Source organism: Synechococcus sp. WH 8101, assembly GCF_004209775.1.
Classification (GTDB): domain Bacteria; phylum Cyanobacteriota; class Cyanobacteriia; order PCC-6307; family Cyanobiaceae; genus Synechococcus_C.
Window position 1 is genome coordinate 784,741 of sequence record NZ_CP035914.1, and the last position, 18,881, is coordinate 803,621.

At 56.2% G+C, this 18,881-nt stretch carries 10 protein-coding genes; 3 read left to right on the forward strand and 7 right to left on the reverse strand.

The features are described 5' to 3' along the window. Positions 1–10 precede the first annotated feature (10 nt). Entirely contained in the window at positions 11–391 is a 381-nt protein-coding gene (locus SynWH8101_RS03945; RefSeq protein WP_130128654.1) for an Npun_F0494 family protein, read from the reverse strand. A gap of 97 nt (positions 392–488) precedes the next feature. On the opposite strand from SynWH8101_RS03945, the gene SynWH8101_RS03950 reads away from it, so the two are divergent. After that, complete coding sequence (locus tag SynWH8101_RS03950; RefSeq protein WP_130128655.1) at positions 489–1,067, forward strand: nucleoside triphosphate pyrophosphatase; 579 nt, start codon at positions 489–491, stop codon at positions 1,065–1,067. Positions 1,068–1,176: 109 nt separating this feature from the next. Here SynWH8101_RS03950 and SynWH8101_RS14590 read toward each other — a convergent pair whose 3' ends face one another. Next, positions 1,177–1,392 (reverse strand): DUF5615 family PIN-like protein, encoded by a 216-nt coding sequence (locus tag SynWH8101_RS14590; protein WP_165380914.1) that lies wholly within the window; start codon positions 1,390–1,392, stop codon positions 1,177–1,179. A gap of 8 nt (positions 1,393–1,400) precedes the next feature. Continuing rightward, on the reverse strand, positions 1,401–1,631 hold the full coding sequence (locus SynWH8101_RS03960) for a DUF433 domain-containing protein (protein ID WP_130128657.1): 231 nt from the start codon (positions 1,629–1,631) through the stop codon (positions 1,401–1,403). 619 nt (positions 1,632–2,250) lie between these two features. On the opposite strand from SynWH8101_RS03960, the gene SynWH8101_RS03970 reads away from it, so the two are divergent. Then, a complete protein-coding gene (locus SynWH8101_RS03970; protein ID WP_130128658.1) occupies positions 2,251–2,460 on the forward strand; it encodes a hypothetical protein in 210 nt (69 codons plus the stop codon). 74 nt (positions 2,461–2,534) lie between these two features. After that, positions 2,535–4,274, forward strand: a complete 1,740-nt coding sequence (locus SynWH8101_RS03975) for a mechanosensitive ion channel family protein (protein ID WP_130128659.1) — start codon at positions 2,535–2,537, stop codon at positions 4,272–4,274. On the opposite strand, the gene SynWH8101_RS03980 is transcribed toward SynWH8101_RS03975, so the two are convergent. From SynWH8101_RS03980 to SynWH8101_RS03995, 4 genes are read right to left on the reverse strand one after another with little or no spacing between them, the layout of a single operon-like run. After that, a complete protein-coding gene (locus SynWH8101_RS03980) occupies positions 4,267–5,016 on the reverse strand; it encodes a YcgJ family protein (protein WP_130128660.1) in 750 nt (249 codons plus the stop codon). The genes SynWH8101_RS03975 and SynWH8101_RS03980 overlap by 8 nt on opposite strands. A 26-nt stretch (positions 5,017–5,042) precedes the next feature. Next, entirely contained in the window at positions 5,043–5,912 is an 870-nt protein-coding gene (locus tag SynWH8101_RS03985) for an MlaD family protein (RefSeq protein ID WP_130128661.1), read from the reverse strand. Between the two features lie 9 nt (positions 5,913–5,921). Then, a complete protein-coding gene (locus tag SynWH8101_RS03990) occupies positions 5,922–6,548 on the reverse strand; it encodes a hypothetical protein (protein ID WP_254428039.1) in 627 nt (208 codons plus the stop codon). A gap of 15 nt (positions 6,549–6,563) precedes the next feature. Further along, entirely contained in the window at positions 6,564–18,815 is a 12,252-nt protein-coding gene (locus tag SynWH8101_RS03995; RefSeq protein WP_130128662.1) for a VCBS domain-containing protein, read from the reverse strand. Positions 18,816–18,881: the final 66 nt, after the last annotated feature.

Sequence of the window (18,881 nt, forward strand, 5' to 3'; positions counted from 1 at the left end):
CTCGCCATCATCACAGCCTCGGTCGATAGCGCCTCAGCCAGTGATGCAGCCGTTGCGGTAGCGACGCCCTGGGGATGGCCCCGGTCCAGCAACTCAGGCACTCGCGCCCCATCGGTGTGAGCCGAACCCGTTCGGTGAGCCCCTGGCCATCCACTTCCCGGCGCAGCACCCCCAGCTGGATCAACCAGATGAAATCGTCCTCGATGCGGCTGGCTGCTAAGGGCTGGCAGCAGAGTTCCCCCCAGTCCGGCCGGGCCACCAGCCCTGTGCTGCTGAGTGCCTCCTCTTCGAGGACCTGATAAAACTCCCGTGTGAAGGGCAAACAGGCCATCGCTTGCCGAGCCCGTTGCAGCGCGCGCTGGCTGAGCAGGGAGGAGGAGGTGGTGATCACGGCCAGGAGTCGCTGAAATCCATTCTCGGATCCCGAGCTCTCTGCAGCGGTCCCGTCAGACTGCCCTCAATCAACGCTTCTCAATCCACGCTGGCCCGTGCTCCTGCTTGCCTCCGCGTCTCCAGCCCGCCGGCGTCTGCTTGAGCAGGCGGCGATCCCCCATCGGGTGCAGGTGAGTGGCGTCGATGAAGACGCGATCCATCACGCCGATCCAGCCCAGCTGGTGCAGTTGCTGGCGAAAGCCAAGGCTGAGGCGGTGCGCGATGCCTGCACCGACGCTTCGATCACGGCGGTGTTGGGCTGTGATTCGGTGCTCGCCTTTGAGGGGGAGGTGTTTGGGAAGCCTGCCGATGCCGACGAGGCGATGGCCCGTTGGCAGCGCATGCGTGGCCGCTGGGGCGACCTCCATACTGGCCATTGCCTGATGGGTGTCTCGCTGGCTGATCAGCTCTCCTGTGTCACCACCCGGGTCTTGTTCGCCAACCTCAGCGATCAGGAGATCGCTGCCTACGTCGCCACCGGTGAACCGCTGCAATGCGCGGGCGGCTTTGCCTTGGAGGGCCGTGGAGGTGCCGTCGTGGAGCGGATCGATGGGTGTTACTCCAACGTGATTGGTCTGAGCCTGCCGTTGCTGCGGTGTTGGCTCCTTGCCATGGTCACGGCTTGCGGTGTGTGAGCAGAGAGGTGACGGGGTCGCTGACGAAGGCTTCGATCGCGGTGGCATGAGCAAGCAGGATCCGCAGGATCTCTGCGGTGCTTGTGTTTCCAACCACCAGCCAGATCACCTAGGGAGGCGCATCCCGCAGCAGGCTCATCCCACGAAAGTCATCGTCTTTGGTAACGATTGTGTAGCCCTTGTTGGCCGCAAACAACCAGATCTGCTGATCGCTCTTGCCCTTCAGCTGTACATCCCGAACATGCACGCTGCCAGGGAATACATCCTCCAGGGCAGAGGCAAGTCGCGGGCTCAGATTTTCATCCAGCAAGAAGCGACTCTTCACAGCATCGCTTAAGCCACGGTGAGCTCGCTGAGATGCTTCTCCCGCTCGGCGGCGTAGCGCAGCACAGCCTGAATGTGCTCCGGTTGCAGATCGGGAAAGTCTGCCAAGATATCCTCCTGGCTCATGCCGCTGGCGAGATACTCGAGTACATCAGAAACGGTGATCCGCGTTTCGGCTATACAGGCTTTTCCGCTGCGCACCCCTGGCGTACAGGTGATCAGTGGAGGGGGAGAGCTCATGGCAGCAGGATTGGGGTGGACGGGGTGATCTGAATGCTATGCAGCTTTGCGGGGCATGGCTTGATCAATGCGGTGTTGAGCTGTGATGCGGTGCTTGCCTGTGCGGGGGGAGTGTCCAGCTCTGGATATCCATGGATATCCGCCGGCGGAACGCCTCGCCACCATCACCACCCGCGTCCAGTTCGCACCGCTCAGCCCCTCCGAGATTGAGCGATTTGTTTCGAATGTGATCGGGATTAGCCTGCCCCTGCTGCAGCGCTGGTTGGTTGGGATCTCTCCGTCATGAGCCAACCTGCGTTGAGTGCCTTTTGTCCCGTCGTTCAAAGCTCCAACTTCGAGCACTGGCGTGACTGTTTGCAGCAGGTGATGGGCGATTGCCGGGTGAGCTGCTCTGGGCACGACCGGCAGCTGTTTCAAGCCAGCATTCAGGTGGCATCGTTGGGGCCTCTCACAGCGGTGCAGGATCGGCAGGTGTGGACGGCCTTACGACGCCAATCTGCGGCATCAACCTTGCCATTTTTTTCTGGCCGTGGCTAATCCGGAGGTAGGCCCTCCTCACACCCTGGCCATGATCCGTTTCTCTCTTGTTTTTGTTGGCGCATCCCTTCTGCTTGCTGCCGTGGCCCCCCAGGCTTTTGCCATGGAGCCGGTAGTGCTCACCGCCAGCAGTGAAGTGTCTCTCGACCCCAGCATCGAAGCGGAGCAGGCCTACTTCAGCAACAGTCGTGCCCATCTGGGCAGCGGTGTCGTCTCTCCCGCTGATCCCGGCCTGCAGCAGGGGCAACCTCGCGCCCCACGTGGCTACAGCGTGCTCGACCTGAGCTTCTGAATTGAGACCCAGCGTTCATGGGCTGACGCTCGAGGCGATTGCCAGCAAAGTGCGATCGTCTCCCTTTGTCTGCGGTGTCGCTGTTGCTGAGAAGACTGCTGCTCCTCCTGGCTGCGGTTGCTCTGGTCATCCTCACCTCACCGCATCGCGCGAGGGCTAACACCGGCTTCCCCTTGATCGATGCCGGCCGCATCACTGAACCGGCTGCGGCGTCGCCTCGCTCCCGCTCCGAAGTGCTGGAAGCGGGCAGCTACGAATTGGCCAAGGTGCGCATCTTGGGCGTGCCCGCCCTCACGGTCGCCAGCCCGGTGTTGCGGGATGGTGACGCCCTTGGTGCCAAGCGGCGCGCCTCGGTGATTGAAGGCAACCTTCGCCTGCTATACGACCCCAATCGCCTCTGCAGCCAGAGCGAGCGGCTGAGCGAATGGATGCTGGAGAGCCTGCTGGGGCAGCAGGCCAAGGTCTGCACGTCAGGGCCTGGGGATGGTGTGACGCTCAGCCATGACCCGCTCACGATCAGCATTCAGACCGATGCCGCTGGCAATCAGATCCTCGAGGCCCAGCTTCCTGATCGACAGCGCCAGATTCCCCTGATGACGGTGACCCGGGCCGATGCCGAAATCAACGGCGTCAGCAGCGAGGAACTGGCCCGGCGCTGGAAAATCCTGTTGGAACGACGGATCAACCATGCCCGTCGCATCCTCACGCCGGAACGTCTCCTGCAGCGTTGGCGTCTCACCCTGGTGGTGGAGCTGCTCCTGTTTGGCGTTCTGGCCGGGCTGATCTGGTGCTGGGCCTGGATCCGGCGGCGCCGTTGTCTGCTCCAGCATCAGCGTCAGCAGGGGGTTCGCAATCGCCGGCTCGAACTGCGCCTGCATCTGCTGCACACGATCACCCGGGTGCTGATGGTGCTGGTGCTCTTTCTCCTGGTGGTGATGGTGGGCTTAGGCGTGATGGCGCTGCCCGGGCGCGTGCCCCTGGGAATCGAGCTGCTGCTGCAGCCCAGCTTCGCGATCCTCAAGGTGGGCGTGGTGACGGTGTTGGGCCTGCTCGGCCGGGCGCTCTGCACCTTCCTGCTGCACCAATGGGCCGACAATGTCGACGTGATGGAGCAGGAGCGGGCCCGGCGCGACCAGCGCTACCGCAGCCTGCTGCGGGTGAGCCATCGCCTGGTGGATGTGGCCTGTGTGTTGGTGGTGGGGGTCTGGGTCGTGGTCGACATTCCTGGTGTGCGCTCCGCCTCCACCTCGATCCTGGTGGCTGGGGGCGCTCTGCTCGGTGCCCTGGCCTTTGTGTTTCAGAGCCTGCTGCGCGATTTCGTCGCCGGCATGTTGGTGTTGCTGGAGGATCGCTACGCCATCGGCGACTGGGTGGAGATCGATGGCGTGGAGGGGGAGGTGATCGACGTGGGTTTGTTCAGCACCGACATGCGCTGCCTCGATCAGCGGGTTGACACTCTGGAGAACAGCGCCATCCGCCAATTGCGGAACCACACCAAACTGCGGTCTGGCAGCTTGATCAAGCTGTTGATCTCCCATCGCCAGAGTTCGATCGATCAGGCGATCGGCCTGATCGGCAACGAGATCGAGCGTTTTGTCGCTGATCCAAACTGGGGAGAGCGCTTGCTCTCCCAGCCGATCCTGCGCGGTGTGCGCCGGATCACCCCGCTCGGCACCCAGCTGGAGGTGTTGTTGATCACCCGTGCGGGTGAACAGTGGGTGACCGAACGGGAATTTCAGCTGCGCGTGCTGCGCAGTTTTGAGCAGCACGGCGTGGTGATGGCCGATGGCCTGGAGCTCAACGCACTTACTTGAACAGGTTGTTGAGCAGGTTGTTCACGGCTGCCCCCAGGGCTTCGTTGCTGTTGCTGCTGCTGGGTTCGCTGGTGTTGCCGCTCTGGGTGGCGATCAGTTTGTAATCGGCGAAACGGAACACTCCTTTGGGGCCGTGGTCCTCAAAGCGCACCGGCCATGACCCACCAAAAGAATCGCTGATCGTGTAGTTGTTGCCATCGCTGCTGCGGAACACATACTTGTTGCCATTGCCCAGCGTGATCACGAAACGGTTGCGCTCACCACGGCTCACCTGCTTGAGGTCACAGCTGCCGTCGTAGAGGGTTTTGTTGCCCTGCTTGAGCTTGCACTGGCCGTCATCGGTGCTCACCTGGCGGGAGTTGTTGTTGCTGTTGCTTGTCCCGAAGAGTTGCTTGGTGAGACCTCGCGCCACATTCTTTTCGCTCCAGCCGTCATCCCAGCAGGTGCGCTTTTGGATGCTGCAGGCTTGCCCTGAGCTGAGGCGGAAGTCGTTGTTGGTGGAACCACGGCGGTTCTGTCTGAGACGATCCGCCGCGAACTGACCGAAGTAAATCTTGGTGATCGCGATTGATGGGCCGTCACTGTCGTAGCAGGTTTGACCCACCTGGTCGCACACCACCCCGGCTTTGGGATACGTGATGCCCTTGTTCTGGGCGGAGACCGGGAGGCCTGCCAGGGTTGTGCTGATCACTGCCGTGGCGGCGAGCAGGCCGGTGCTGGTGCGAGGCAAGAAGCTGCGCATTCACAAAGGATCGTCTCCATTTGATCCTAGGGATGCTGAGCGTTGCTGTCTGCTGCGGGGGTGGCGCTGTTGCGACCGTCGGCGGGTTCCAGCCACGGACCAAGCACCCCCAGCACGCTGTTGAGCAGTTGGCGGCTGGTTTTGGCCAACTCACGCACGTCATTGAGGGTGCTGTTGATCAGGGGGCGCGACTCTTTCAGCAATCTCTGAGCTTCCTTTTCTGCCACACGCGCCTCCTGGCTCACCTGGCTGATCTCGGTGCTCACGTTGTCGAGGGAGTCACGCACCACCGGTGCAGTGGCAGCAGCCTCACGTTCGATCGTGGCGGTGAGTGTGTTGGTGTTTTTCAGGGTGTTGCGCAGATCAGCGAGCGTGGTGTTGATATCGCCGTTCTTGGCAGTCAGCGATGTGGTGTTGCGCAAGGTGGCCTGGAGTTGCTGCTGCGTGACCGCGAGGTCTTCGAGGGCATCGGTGAGGTTGAGGGGCTCGGTGTAGGCGATGGTTTTGCCATCAAGAGCCTGCGCATCGATAACGCGTTGAGGATCGGGGCTGATGTCGATGAAGCGATCTCCAACGAGGCCCTCTTGGGCGAGCCTTGCGTTGCTGTTGGGGCCGATCAGTCGGGCTTTGCTCTGCTCAATCCGTAATTGCACCCGCACGCGCGCATCAGGCTTGAGCTCTAATCCACCCACTTGACCCACGGGAAAACCGGAGATGCGCACCTCTTCACCGGAGTGCAGACCACTGATGTCGCTCGCCAGGAGATAGACGTTGACGAAACGGGTGCCCCAGCGCTGCTCACGGGCGAGCCCGAAGATCACGGCAACCAGTAACAAGGCACCGGATCCCAGAAACAGCCAGCGTTCGCGGGGGTGGGAGGGTTCGATCGAGTTCATCCTCAAGCGTCATTGGGCCAGGGTGTTGAACACCAACACCCAAACCAGTTTGAGAGCGAGGGCCAGCATCAGCCCTTCCACCAGGAGATTGCTGACAATCAGTGCCTCGCTGCGACCGCTTCTGAGCGCGGTCAACGCCCGCCACTGACACCAGGCGCAGATGCAGCTCAGGAATACACCGCTGCGCACCAGGGTGCGCAGCAGATCACGAAACCTGATCCCAGAGAGTAACTCCGTTGTCTCGCGGAGCAGATCAGCTCGCGGTGTGACGAGCACGCCGCCAACGATGGCAGCCACGAAAAACAGCAGCATCAGCAAGAGTCCCACCAACCCTGCTGCTGGCACGGATTGACGCCAGGCCTTCTGCCCCTGCTGAACCACGCGCTCCAGCCAGCGGGGCAGCAACAGGGCCATGGCCAGCACGCTCACAAGAATGGGCCCGATCAGCTGAAAAACCAGAAGAACCAGCAACTCCAAACTGAAGCGGCTGGTTTGGCTGAGCACATTGGTGGAGAGTTCGATCACCCCAAAGCCCACCACAAACCCGGCCATCAGCACCGGACCGGCGCAGCGTTCACCATCCCGCTCGGTGATGAGCAGGATGGCCTGAGCTGAAAGACTGAAGGAAGCAAGCATCAACTTTGCATTCGATCAAGAGCCCAGCAGGCTGTGATCGAGCACTGGATCATGATGCTCCGGAGTGGGGATCAGCGAATCTCCTGCGCTGCCATCCTCTGCAGATGGAGGGGAGAGGGGGGCGTCTCCTTGACCATCGTGATCCTTGCCCTCCATGTCGAGGGGGTCATGGTGATCAGATGCTGTGGATGGTCCGTGGCTGTTGCCATTGGCATGGCTGTTGCCATTCTCCTGGGGATCGAGGAAGACATCGACTGCTTCCACAACAGGCACCTCTTGCGGATCCCCAGAAGAGGAATGGTCTGGGTTGGCGCCGTGCAGAGGCTCGATGCCTTGATCAGGATCGCCGATCGCTCCACTCTGAAATGCCATGACAGCAGCGTAAAGATCGTCACCGCTTACAGGCTCGTCATGCAGAACGCTGCCCGGCACTGGTGGCGCCGGAGGAGGTGCTGGATTGCCAGTTGATAAAGCACTCGATGTCAGGTTGACCCCTGTCACATCCAGTGGAATGAATCCTCCTTGGCTGCCATCGTGATCCTCAAAACCCAGTTGAATCTGGGGTGGGTGTTGTGGGTCATAGGCAGGACCTTCCTGGAAAGACCAGCTGCCCTTTCCAGTCTGGGGATCGATCGAGGCTTCCAGGGTGCCCCATGGGGTGGATTCCTGGAATTGATCAAGGAGTCCATCCCCATTGGTGTCAGTTCCGATGAAGGCGTTGTGTTGGGCGTGGCCGTCGATCGAGAGCAGCAAGGAACCGCCCATCACATCAGCGCCGTCCACTTCGAAGGCTCCTTGATGCATTCCCGGTGCCGGATTGGCCTGTCCGGCAAAGAGCGGAACGCCTGTGATGCTGGCAGTTCCATCGGCAACGTTGAATCCGAACGTCGTGGCAACCTGATGGCCTTGACCATCACCGGCCTGAACTTCAAACCCTTGAAGGTCAAGATTGCCCTGGTGATTGAGATCATGCAGCAGGTTGATCTGCACTTGAACCACACCGCTGCTGTGGGCCTGAATGGCACCGTGGGGCATGAGATGGAGCCGAACGGCATCCACCGACGTGCCATTCTCGTCGAAACTGCCAATGAGATCTCCCGTTCCCTGATCAACCCGCCAGTGGGGGATTCCCGCGATCGGTTGGTTCCCAAACTGAGCAGGCAGGGCAAGGGCCAGATCCGTGATTGGTAGATCTCCCGCTTGAAGATTCAGATTCTGAACACTGCTGCTCTGATAACCGCTTCCTTGTTCACCGACGATCACGGCAGGGGGTTGAGCACCAACGCTGGGTCCATCGGTGTGGCCATGTACGGTCACATTCAATGCATGCGGTTGACTCTTGGCCTGGCCATCACTTACTTCAATCATGGCGCTAATTGGAAGTAAGTCTCCATCTTTAAGAGTCGACACCTTGGGATTGGCATTGTTTAATTCGAACGACCATTCGCCGGTGTTGCGATTCAGATGAAAGATGCCTTCGGCGAGAACAAGTTCGCTTATACCGCCACCAAGATCATGACCGTTGACGAGATTAAAACTGAGCGTATCTTGATCAACATCAGTTGCAGTGACCAGGCCTTGGGTTGTTAGGGTGCTGGCCGTGCCATCTTCATCGACACTTCCCGCGAACGCGTTGCTCCCACTGCTGAAGACCGGAGCATCATTGTCTGGAGTGACGAGCATTGAGGCGGTTTGTTGCACGCTGCCGCCATGGCCATCCTCCACGGTGTAATGGAACTGAACAGAGCCGTTGAAATCTGCAGCTGGCTTGAAGAGATACTGCCCAGGGTGCTGTGGATCGGCGCTTATGGATCCAGCCTGGGAAGGGTCAACACTGATGGAGGTGATAGAGAGACTGTCTCCATCAGGATCGGTGATCCCAGCCAGTAGTTCTTGAGATGTAATTATACGAGTTTGATCTTCATGGCCTGGAAGTACTGGGAAACCGCTGATGTGTGCTTGGTCAATCACTGGCCCGTCGTTTTGGCCAACAATTGTTACCGTGATCGTGCGTTGAGCACTGCCGTCAACGGAATGAAGCACGAAGCTGTCAGTTACAGTTTTGCCGTCTGGTAAGGCAGCGATCCGCGGGTCACCTGGGATGAGCTGGTAACTCCAATTTCCGTCGCCATCCACGCTGAACATGCCATAGCCCTTGGCTGAAGATCCAGCCTCCGTTTGGGTATGGCCTGCTTCACTCTTGTCGCGATCTTGAACGGAAACGGTTCCGCTCGTTTGTAATCTGGTTTGGGTATCGAGTGTTGCGCTCGCAGCTCCGATGATATTTGCTTGATCATTGGAACCCAGGATTTGAATATGCAGGTCATAGCCGGTGCCATCTTTGCTCTTGACGGTGATGGTTTCTGTGAGCTGCTCGTTCTGGGCAAGACCTTGCACTGTACTTTGGCCATTTTTCTGGAGGACATAGGTCCAATCTCCATCTCGCGTGAGAGTTAGATAGCCGTATTTCCCTTGGATGTTGTTGCTGGCTTGGAAGTGCTCCTCGCTTGCTCCATCATCGTCGTGAATGTTTAGATGCCCCTGCAAGCTTGGCGTTGATCCATCGTCTTCCGTGACGTGTGGATTGGTGGGGCGATCCAGCGTAATCACAGCCTTATCTGGAGCCGCAGTCACTTTGATGAAGGTGCTTCCTGATACCTGCGCACCTTGAGAGTCTGAAACTGTGAACTTGATATGAGCCTGCCCATTGAAGTTTGCTGCTGGTATGAAAAGATAAGTTCCGCTGTTCGGTGGTTGCTCAGTAATGCTTCCTTCAGTGGGATCAACAGTTGGTGTGCCCACAACGGACAGTTGGTCGTGATTGGTGGCGATATCTACATCGCTACACATCTTCAGGAGGTCTGAAGCGGTAAATGTTTTATTGATCTCTTCCTTTGTTTCTCCTAGCCCACCAGTTTGAGCATTGATAATCGGATTGTCATTGACTGCATCGAGCCTGGCGGTGACTGTGACTAGATCTGATTTTTCTTGTCCATCGGTCACGCGGTAACTGAAGCTGAATGTGCCTCCGTCTGTATTGACATTTGCATTAGGATGAAAGGTGATGTGCCCTTTCCCGTCATCTGTAAAGTGGCCCAGATTGGTATTATTGAGTTTCAGTTCTACGATTCCAAGCTTGTCGTTGTCTAGATCTGTGGCGCCAGCTCGATTCAGTAAGTCAGTTACATTTAGCACGACATCTTTGTCCTCTGTGAAGAGATTTTGAGGGATGAGATTGACTTGTGTGACGCTGACTGTGGGTGGGTGATTCTGTGTGTTCCCGGTGAGTTGAATCTGGATATGACCCGTTGTAGACCCTCCATGTTGGTCGCTGACCACGATCGGGATTTGGAGTGTTTGTGATTGACCAGGCGGCAGAGGCGGCAGTTGGCATTGACTGGGGTCAAAGCTCCATTGGCCAGTCTGATCAATCTGGAAGCCTGCCAAGCCATGCGGAAAAAGACTGGGATCCAGGGCTCCTAGTGCATAACTCAGTTGATCCTGAGCGTCAGGATCAAAGGCATTTACATTGCCATTGGCGAGGGGATGACTCTGGCTCATGTCAACGGTGGCAGAGCTCACACCGGTGATGACTGGTGCGTCGTTGGTGCCAGTGACATTGATGACTAGCTTTTGTTGAATAACACTGCCATCGCGTTCGTGCAAAGTAAATGTCTCTTGAACAACTTGGCCTTGGTCAAGTGCATCAAGCTTCTGATTGTGCGTGAATAGTTCATACTGATAGTGGCCATCTGGCTGCAATTTAAGCACGCCATATTGCCCCATCAACCCATTTTCTCCGTTAAAGCTATGCTGCCCGTCATCCACGTCCTGAAGGATTACCTGGCCACTGCACTGGCGATGTGTCGCATCAGGATCATCTTCCGTCACGTTCTTCACGGCCCCGAGTTGTAGTTGACCTGGATCATCCAGGCCATGGATCGTGAGTTTTTGCTGAAAACGAGTGCCATCAGTGGTTTCTAACGTGATCCAATGATGCTCGCTGCTCCCTGCATTGAGATGTTGTAACTTTGCGTAGTCTGGCGTGAAAGTCCAGTGGCCATTGGAGTCAATCTTGAAGTCACCCACATTTGGAATGGTGGTCGTCCCTGCTTTGAATCCAATCATTTGATGTGTGTTTGCATCCAAGGCCTGCAGTTGACCACTTCCCTCTCCTGAAGCAGGAAGATTCGGGTTGATCTGGCTTGGATCAAGGTCTTCGTAGGCATCCTGATGCTGAAGATCTTGAATCAGCGCTGCTGGGCTGAGTCCGCTCGGTAAGCTTGGATCAAAGTGGAACGAAGCGATGGCCGTGTTGCCTGCATCTTGACCATCCGTCAGTTGATAGTGGATATTGATATGGCCAATAGTCTGATAGTTTGGATTCGGTTCGAAATGGTAATGACCATTGCCTAGGTCTTTGATCGAGCCTTGATTTGTTGGCACTGTGGGCATTCCAACCAACGCTATCAAGGAGTTTGGGCTATCCACATCGTTACTGCCTGCGATCAGATCCTTGGCCGTAAAGTCAAATCCGCCTTTGCCTGTGCTTCCTAGCCAATGATTAATCGCATGGGGGGCATCGTTGACGGGGTCAACCTGAAGATTGACTGTGCTGGCCACCTTCTCTTTGCCATCCGTAACTAAAAATTGGATCTGAATTGTTCCACTGAAGTTATGTGCGGGTACAAACTCGTAGTTGCCCTTCCCGTCCTGGATTAGATGCCCAGCATGTTGAAGATCTGCGGCGGTGTGGCCAGGCCAGTTGAGCTTTGCATCGATCACATGCAAATTTGATTGATCAGCTGTGTCGGGATCTTGAGCCTGGATGTGGCTCAGTAAATCTTGATTGCTGAAGTGAAGACTTCCGCTTCCCGTACCACTGCCGTGAATCCAGGTGTTGGGGTCATGACTTCCTCCATCCTCTTGCCCGATGACCAAGGGTTTGGTCACGGTTTGCACGGTAGGTGCATCGTTGCGACCCTCAACCTGGATGTGGTATTCAACCTTGACTGGGTTGTGATTGCCATCGCTCACTAGCAGAATCACTTTCTGATCGACGGTTTCTCCTGTGTCAAGGTAACCATATTGCGATGGATCAAAACTCCAGCTCCCATCAGGTTGAACTGTTAGGCCTGGAATCGGAGGATTATTCGGATCGAGGCTGAATGTTGGGTTTTCACCTAGATCGACGTCAGTTGCGAGGAAATGACCGGATTGGGGGCCCCCATCTTCATTCGTGATCAGATCTGCGATGGGATCAACGACAGGAAGATCGTCGGTTCCCCTGATTTGGATGGTCACTGTGTGGGTGGTGCCATCTGCCGAGTGCACCTCGAAGGTGTCAGTCAGTTGTTGCCCGGCCGCTAACTGATTGACAGCTGGATTCGCACTATCGAGCTCATAAACCCACTTGCCAGTGCCGTCAATGTGTGCAATGCCATAATGATTAGCCGACAATATCGTTGACTGGCCCCTGAAGTGATCTTCGCCCTTGTCAACATCCGACACCTGCAGTTGGCCGCTGCAGCTGCTGGCAGTTCCTTGATTGACTTCAGTAACCGTGTGGTCTTTTGCTTTGTCTGTAATAGTCGCTACGTCTTGTACACTCTTCACTTCTACTGACGCCGTCTTGGTCACTGTCTCCCCAGAGGGGTCCTGCACTTTGAATTGAATCTGAACTTTTTGGCCGGCATGGTCTTGACTGTTCCAATTTGCTGCAGGTTGGAATATCCAGGCTTGAGTTGCCTGGTCAAAACCCAGGCTCCCTAATGCTGGGTCGGTCAGCATCACGCTGCCTGGCACGATGCTCAAATGCCCAAGATCTGGTTGGTCGACGTCGTGAGCTCTGCTATTGCTAAGTAAATCGTTCTCGGTGAACTTCAGTGATTTGTCTTCGTAGATTGCATTGAAGCTGAAACTCGAGGCTGTCGGTCTGTCGTTGACCGCGTTCACATGCATTGAGGCCTGGAATGGTGTTGTCTTGGTTCCATCATCCACATTGAGTGCTAAGGCAATGCCATTACCTTGATGCTCGTCGCTGTTCCAGTTGCGTGGCAGATGAATTTGGTATTGACCGTTGCCAAGTGGGGTGATCCGGCATCCCGTTGTTGAACTGGTCAGATCCGTGATGTGGAGGCGAGTACGCTGGTCGACGTCTGTGATCCCCAACTGTTTGAGAAGTTCGGTTTCGGAAATCGTTACTCTCTGATCCTCATTAACCGCTTGAAGATCCCTATTCTGGGCCGTTGGGATGTCGTTCTCCCCTGTCACGCGCAGGCTCAGATGTTGGATGGGCGATGTGGCCTGGCGCTCATCCACTGCCATCACGTAGATGTTGAGATCCTTGTGCTCTCCGTGGTTCAGGCTCTGGTAGGTGGAATCCGTTGGGACAAAGCTCCAATCGCCGGTCTGACTGTTGAAGTGGAAGCCAACTGGTGCAGCGCAGGGATGACCATTCTGGTCAACCAGCTCGTAATGGAGCACAGCTTGATGGTCAACATCCTGGCCTTGGATATGGCCACTCAGGCCATTGTTGCTGTCTTCGCTGACTGTTTGAATTGCTGGTGAAACATGCAGTGTCGGTGCATCATTGCTGCCCTGAATGAGGACCGTGAACTGATGGCTGGTTCCATCCTTGCTGTGCACAGTGATCTGCTCTGCAAGCTTGTCCGTAGGGTTCAAAGCATTGACTTGAGGATCACTGCTTCCACTCTTCAGTTGATAGGTCCAAGTTCCGTCGGGCCTTATTACCAGAGTGCCGTGGTTGCCTTGAATCGTTTCGTCGACGAATAGGCTTTCGTTCTTATCGGCATCCACAACATTCAGTTTTCCGCTGACACTCCTGCTGAGATCCTCGATTGCAGTTTGTTGGGGCCCATCGGTAAAGACAGGTTTGTCCGCCCCACCATTGAGATTAATGAGCCAATCGTGGTGGGTCACAGAGTGCCGATGCCCGTCAGTGACGGTCATTCGGAAGTTGTCATGCTGATGCTCGCCGTGATGGAGTGATTCCACCTTTGCATGCTCGGGTACGTACTCATAGGCACCCGTTTTGCTGTTGAGATAGGCGGTTCCGTAGCTCCCCGTCTTCATCAGGTCAAAGTGGGCACCATTGTGGTCGTAGCTGCCGCTCTGGCTCCCTTGGATTCCGTAGACGAGTGCTGACTGCTCGTTGTCATCGATGTCTTGGCCTTGCAGATTTCCACTTAAGCCGCTTGTTTGTTCTTGATTCTCCTGGCCTTGTCCTTCCAGTTCTTTGATCACCCCTCTTGTGATTGCATTCAGCGTGGGCCCATCGTTGGTGCCAGTGAGATGGATGGTGAGCTGCTGTTGCGAGGAGCTGCCGTGTGGATCGGTTACCTGGAGGTTGACGAGGATGTCTTGATTTTTGCCTTCTTGGAGATGGTTGTAAGCGGAGTTGCTTGGATCGAAGGACCAGGAGCCGTCGGTATTGATGACAAAGCCTGCCGGAAGCGATTGCCCGCTGGCGAGAGAGAAGGCGAGTTGATCGCCAGTATCAGGATCTGTTGCGGTTAGTTGACCTTGGACTTGGGGACCATCTTCTTTTGCTTTGGCATCGGTGATGGATTGAAGCGTGGGCCCATCGTTGGTGCCAGTGAGATGGATGGTGAGCTGCTGTTGAGAGGAGCTGCCGTGTGGATCGGTGACCTGGAGGTTGACGAGGATGTCTTGATTTTTGCCTTCTTGGAGATGGTTGTAAGCGGAGTTGCTTGGATCGAAGGACCAGGAGCCGTCGGGATTGATGACAAAGCCTGCTGGAAGCGATTGTCCGCTGGCGAGAGAGAAGGCGAGTTGATCGCCAGTATCAGGATCTGTTGCGGTTAGTTGACCTTGGACTTGGGGACCATCTTCTTTTGCTTTGGCATCGGTGATGGATTGAAGCGTGGGCCCATCGTTGGTGCCAGTGAGATGGATGGTGAGCTGCTGTTGAGAGGAGCTGCCGTGTGGATCGGTGACCTGGAGGTTGACGAGGATGTCTTGATTTTTGCCTTCTTGGAGATGGTTGTAAGCGGAGTTGCTTGGATCGAAGGACCAGGAGCCGTCGGGATTGATGACAAAGCCTGCTGGAAGCGATTGTCCGCTGGCGAGAGAGAAGGCGAGTTGATCGCCAGTATCAGGATCTGTTGCGGTTAGTTGACCTTGGACTTGGGGACCATCTTCTTTTGCTTTGGCATCGGTGATGGATTGAAGCGTGGGCCCATCGTTGGTGCCAGTGAGATGGATGGTGAGCTGCTGTTGAGAGGAGCTGCCGTGTGGATCGGTGACCTGGAGGTTGACGAGGATGTCTTGATTTTTGCCTTCTTGGAGATGGTTGTAAGCGGAGTTGCTTGGATCGAAGGACCAGGAGCCGTCGGTATTGATGACAAAGCCTGCCGGAAGCGATTGCCCGCTGGCGAGAGAGAAGGCGAGTTGATCGCCAGTATCAGGATCTGTTGCGGTTAGTTGACCTTGGACTTGGGGACCATCTTCTTTTGCTTTGGCATCGGTGATGGATTGAAGCGTGGGCCCATCGTTGGTGCCAGTGAGATGGATGGTGAGCTGCTGTTGAGAGGAGCTGCCGTGTGGATCGGTGACCTGGAGGTTGACGAGGATGTCTTGATTTTTGCCTTCTTGGAGATGGTTGTAAGCGGAGTTGCTTGGATCGAAGGACCAGGAGCCGTCGGGATTGATGACAAAGCCTGCTGGAAGCGATTGTCCGCTGGCGAGAGAGAAGGCGAGTTGATCGCCAGTATCAGGATCTGTTGCGGTTAGTTGACCTTGGACTTGGGGACCATCTTCTTTTGCTTTGGCATCGGTGATGGATTGAAGCGTGGGCCCATCGTTGGTGCCAGTGAGATGGATGGTGAGCTGCTGTTGAGAGGAGCTGCCGTGTGGATCGGTGACCTGGAGGTTGACGAGGATGTCTTGATTTTTGCCTTCTTGGAGATGGTTGTAAGCGGAGTTGCTTGGATCGAAGGACCAGGAGCCGTCGGGATGGATGACAAAGCCTGCTGGAAGCGATTGTCCGCTGGCGAGAGAGAAGGCGAGTTGATCGCCAGTATCAGGATCTGTTGCGGTTAGTTGTCCTTTGATTTGAGGATCCCCTTCATTGACGCTTTGGGCGTTGATTGAATTCAGCGTGGGTCCATCGTTGGTGCCAGTGAGATGGATGGTGAGCTGCTGTTGCGAGGAGCTGCCGTGTGGATCGGTGACCTGGAGGTTGACGAGGATGTCTTGGTTTTGGCCTTGCTGGAGATGGTTGTAAGCGGAGTTGCTTGGATCGAAGGACCAGGAGCCGTCGGTATTGATGACAAAGCCTGCCGGAAGCGATTGCCCGCTGGCGAGAGAGAAGGCGAGTTGATCGCCAGTATCAGGATCTGTTGCGGTTAGTTGACCTTGGACTTGGGGACCATCTTCTTTTGCTTTGGCATCGGTGATGGATTGAAGCGTGGGCCCATCGTTGGTGCCAGTGAGATGGATGGTGAGCTGCTGTTGAGAGGAGCTGCCGTGTGGATCGGTGACCTGGAGGTTGACGAGGATGTCTTGATTTTTGCCTTCTTGGAGATGGTTGTAAGCGGAGTTGCTTGGATCGAAGGACCAGGAGCCGTCGGGATTGATGACAAAGCCTGCTGGAAGCGATTGTCCGCTGGCGAGAGAGAAGGCGAGTTGATCGCCAGTATCAGGATCTGTTGCGGTTAGTTGACCTTGGACTTGGGGACCATCTTCTTTTGCTTTGGCATCGGTGATGGATTGAAGCGTGGGCCCATCGTTGGTGCCAGTGAGATGGATGGTGAGCTGCTGTTGAGAGGAGCTGCCGTGTGGATCGGTGACCTGGAGGTTGACGAGGATGTCTTGATTTTTGCCTTCTTGGAGATGGTTGTAAGCGGAGTTGCTTGGATCGAAGGACCAGGAGCCGTCGGGATGGATGACAAAGCCTGCTGGAAGCGATTGTCCGCTGGCGAGAGAGAAGGCGAGTTGATCGCCAGTATCAGGATCTGTTGCGGTTAGTTGACCTTGGACTTGGGGACCATCTTCTTTTGCTTTGGCATCGGTGATGGATTGAAGCGTGGGCCCATCGTTGGTGCCAGTGAGATGGATGGTGAGCTGCTGTTGAGAGGAGCTGCCGTGTGGATCGGTGACCTGGAGGTTGACGAGGATGTCTTGATTTTTGCCTTCTTGGAGATGGTTGTAAGCGGAGTTGCTTGGATCGAAGGACCAGGAGCCGTCGGGATTGATGACAAAGCCTGCTGGAAGCGATTGTCCGCTGGCGAGAGAGAAGGCGAGTTGATCGCCAGTATCAGGATCTGTTGCGGTTAGTTGTCCTTTGATTTGAGGATCCCCTTCATTGACGCTTTGGGCGTTGATTGAATTCAGCGTGGGTCCATCGTTGGTGCCAGTGAGATGGATGGTGAGCTGCTGTTGCGAGGAGCTGCCGTGTGGATCGGTGACCTGGAGGTTGACGAGGATGTCTTGGTTTTGGCCTTGCTGGAGATGGTTGTAAGCGGAGTTGCTTGGATCGAAGGACCAGGAGCCGTCGGGATTGATGACAAAGCCTGCTGGAAGCGATTGTCCGCTGGCGAGAGAGAAGGCGAGTTGATCGCCAGTATCAGGATCTGTTGCGGTTAGTTGACCTTGGATTTGGGGACCATCTTCTTTTGCTTTGGCATCGGTGATGGATTGAAGCGTGGGCCCATCGTTGGTGCCAGTGAGATGGATGGTGAGCTGCTGTTGAGAGGAGCTGCCGTGTGGATCGGTGACCTGGAGGTTGACGAGGATGTCTTGATTTTTGCCTTCTTGGAGATGGTTGTAAGCGGAGTTGCTTGGATCGAAGGACCAGGAGCCGTCGGGATTGATGACAAAGCCTGCCGGGAGATTATGAGGTGATATGGCTGAAATGATCAGAGATGCTTGAGGATCATCTGGATCAGTGACCGTTAGTTGACCACTGCGAATCGCGCCACCTTCGATTGCTGGATAGACCAGTGTGGAGCTGAATACTGGTTTGTCGTTAATCGATGCGACGTTGAGCGAGAGTGTGGATTGATCGGTGGAAGAGCCGTCAGTGACGGTGTAGTGAATGGGAGGAACTGCACCGTTCCAGTTCTGATCTGGAGTGAAGGAGTAAGCGCCTTGGGCATCGAGCGAGAAGGATCCGATGCCTGGGATATTGACGGTTTGCCCTGGCGTGAACGTTCCAGGGAGGCCATCGATGGAGAAGTCTTGGATGGAGACAGGCCCATCAGGTGAGGAGGTGCCAGTGAGGAGCTGTCCAGCGATGGAGGAATCTTCTTTCAGAGATGCGCATTCATCTGCATCCGAGAAAGGATCATCAACGGGATTGACGTTGAGGGAGAGTGTGGATTGATCAGTGGAAGAGCCGTCGGTGACGGTGTAATGAATGGGAGGGACTGCACCATTCCAGTTCTGAACTGGAGTGAAGGAGTAAGCGCCTTGTGCATCGAGCGAAAAGGATCCGACGCCTGGGATGTTGACGGTTTGGCCTGGCGTGAACGTCCCAGGAAGGCCATCGATGGAGAAGTCTTGGATGGAGACAGGCCCATCAGGCGAGGAGGTGCCTGTGAGGAGCTGTCCAGCTTTGGAGGAATCTTCTTTCAGAGATGCGGATTCATCTGCATCAGAAATGGGCTGAGAAGAACCTGAGTTTGTCGGTGCAACTCCGTCAGAGTGATCTTGCTTTATCGCGCTAGCGTGATCTGTGACATGCTCCTGGTTGGGGCTTGTGAGCTGATGAGCTTCTGGCGTGCTATCCGTGACTGGTCGCACGTCCGATTCGTGATCTGCGGCTATTTGTTCAGACGTCTCTCTCTCGTCATCAAAGGTTGCTGCGACTAAATTTTGTCGTGTATTGCCGGATTGCTCTGGTTCAGGGGGGGGCGTGCTGTTTTCAAGCACGCTGTCGTTGTTGCCGGTTCGGGTAGGCATGGTTGCGTCTCCATGCAAAGGAACCAGGCTCTCGCCTGCAATGGAGGTCTGCCTTGCTGACTGGCTCTTGCTTGGCTCCTCGACTGCCTCATAGGTCTCCCCTGATCCGTGATGAAGATTCTCGAGCCCCAGCAGGCGTTTGATCCGCCCCTTCAGGGTTTGGCCGCTTGAGTTCTTGGGCGTTGCTATGTCGCTTGGTGCATGGCTGCCCGTTTCCCCCTGCGCCTCGCTGGAAGCAGTGCTGCCATGGGCCTCAGCGGCGGCAGAACTGGCCGTTTCGCCTCCTCCCTGAGCACCCTGCGCTTCGTTGAGGGGATCCATACCGATCGGTGAGCTGTCCTGGACCTCAGCCTAAGAAGGCCTACAGGTGTTGCCATCACCCAATCA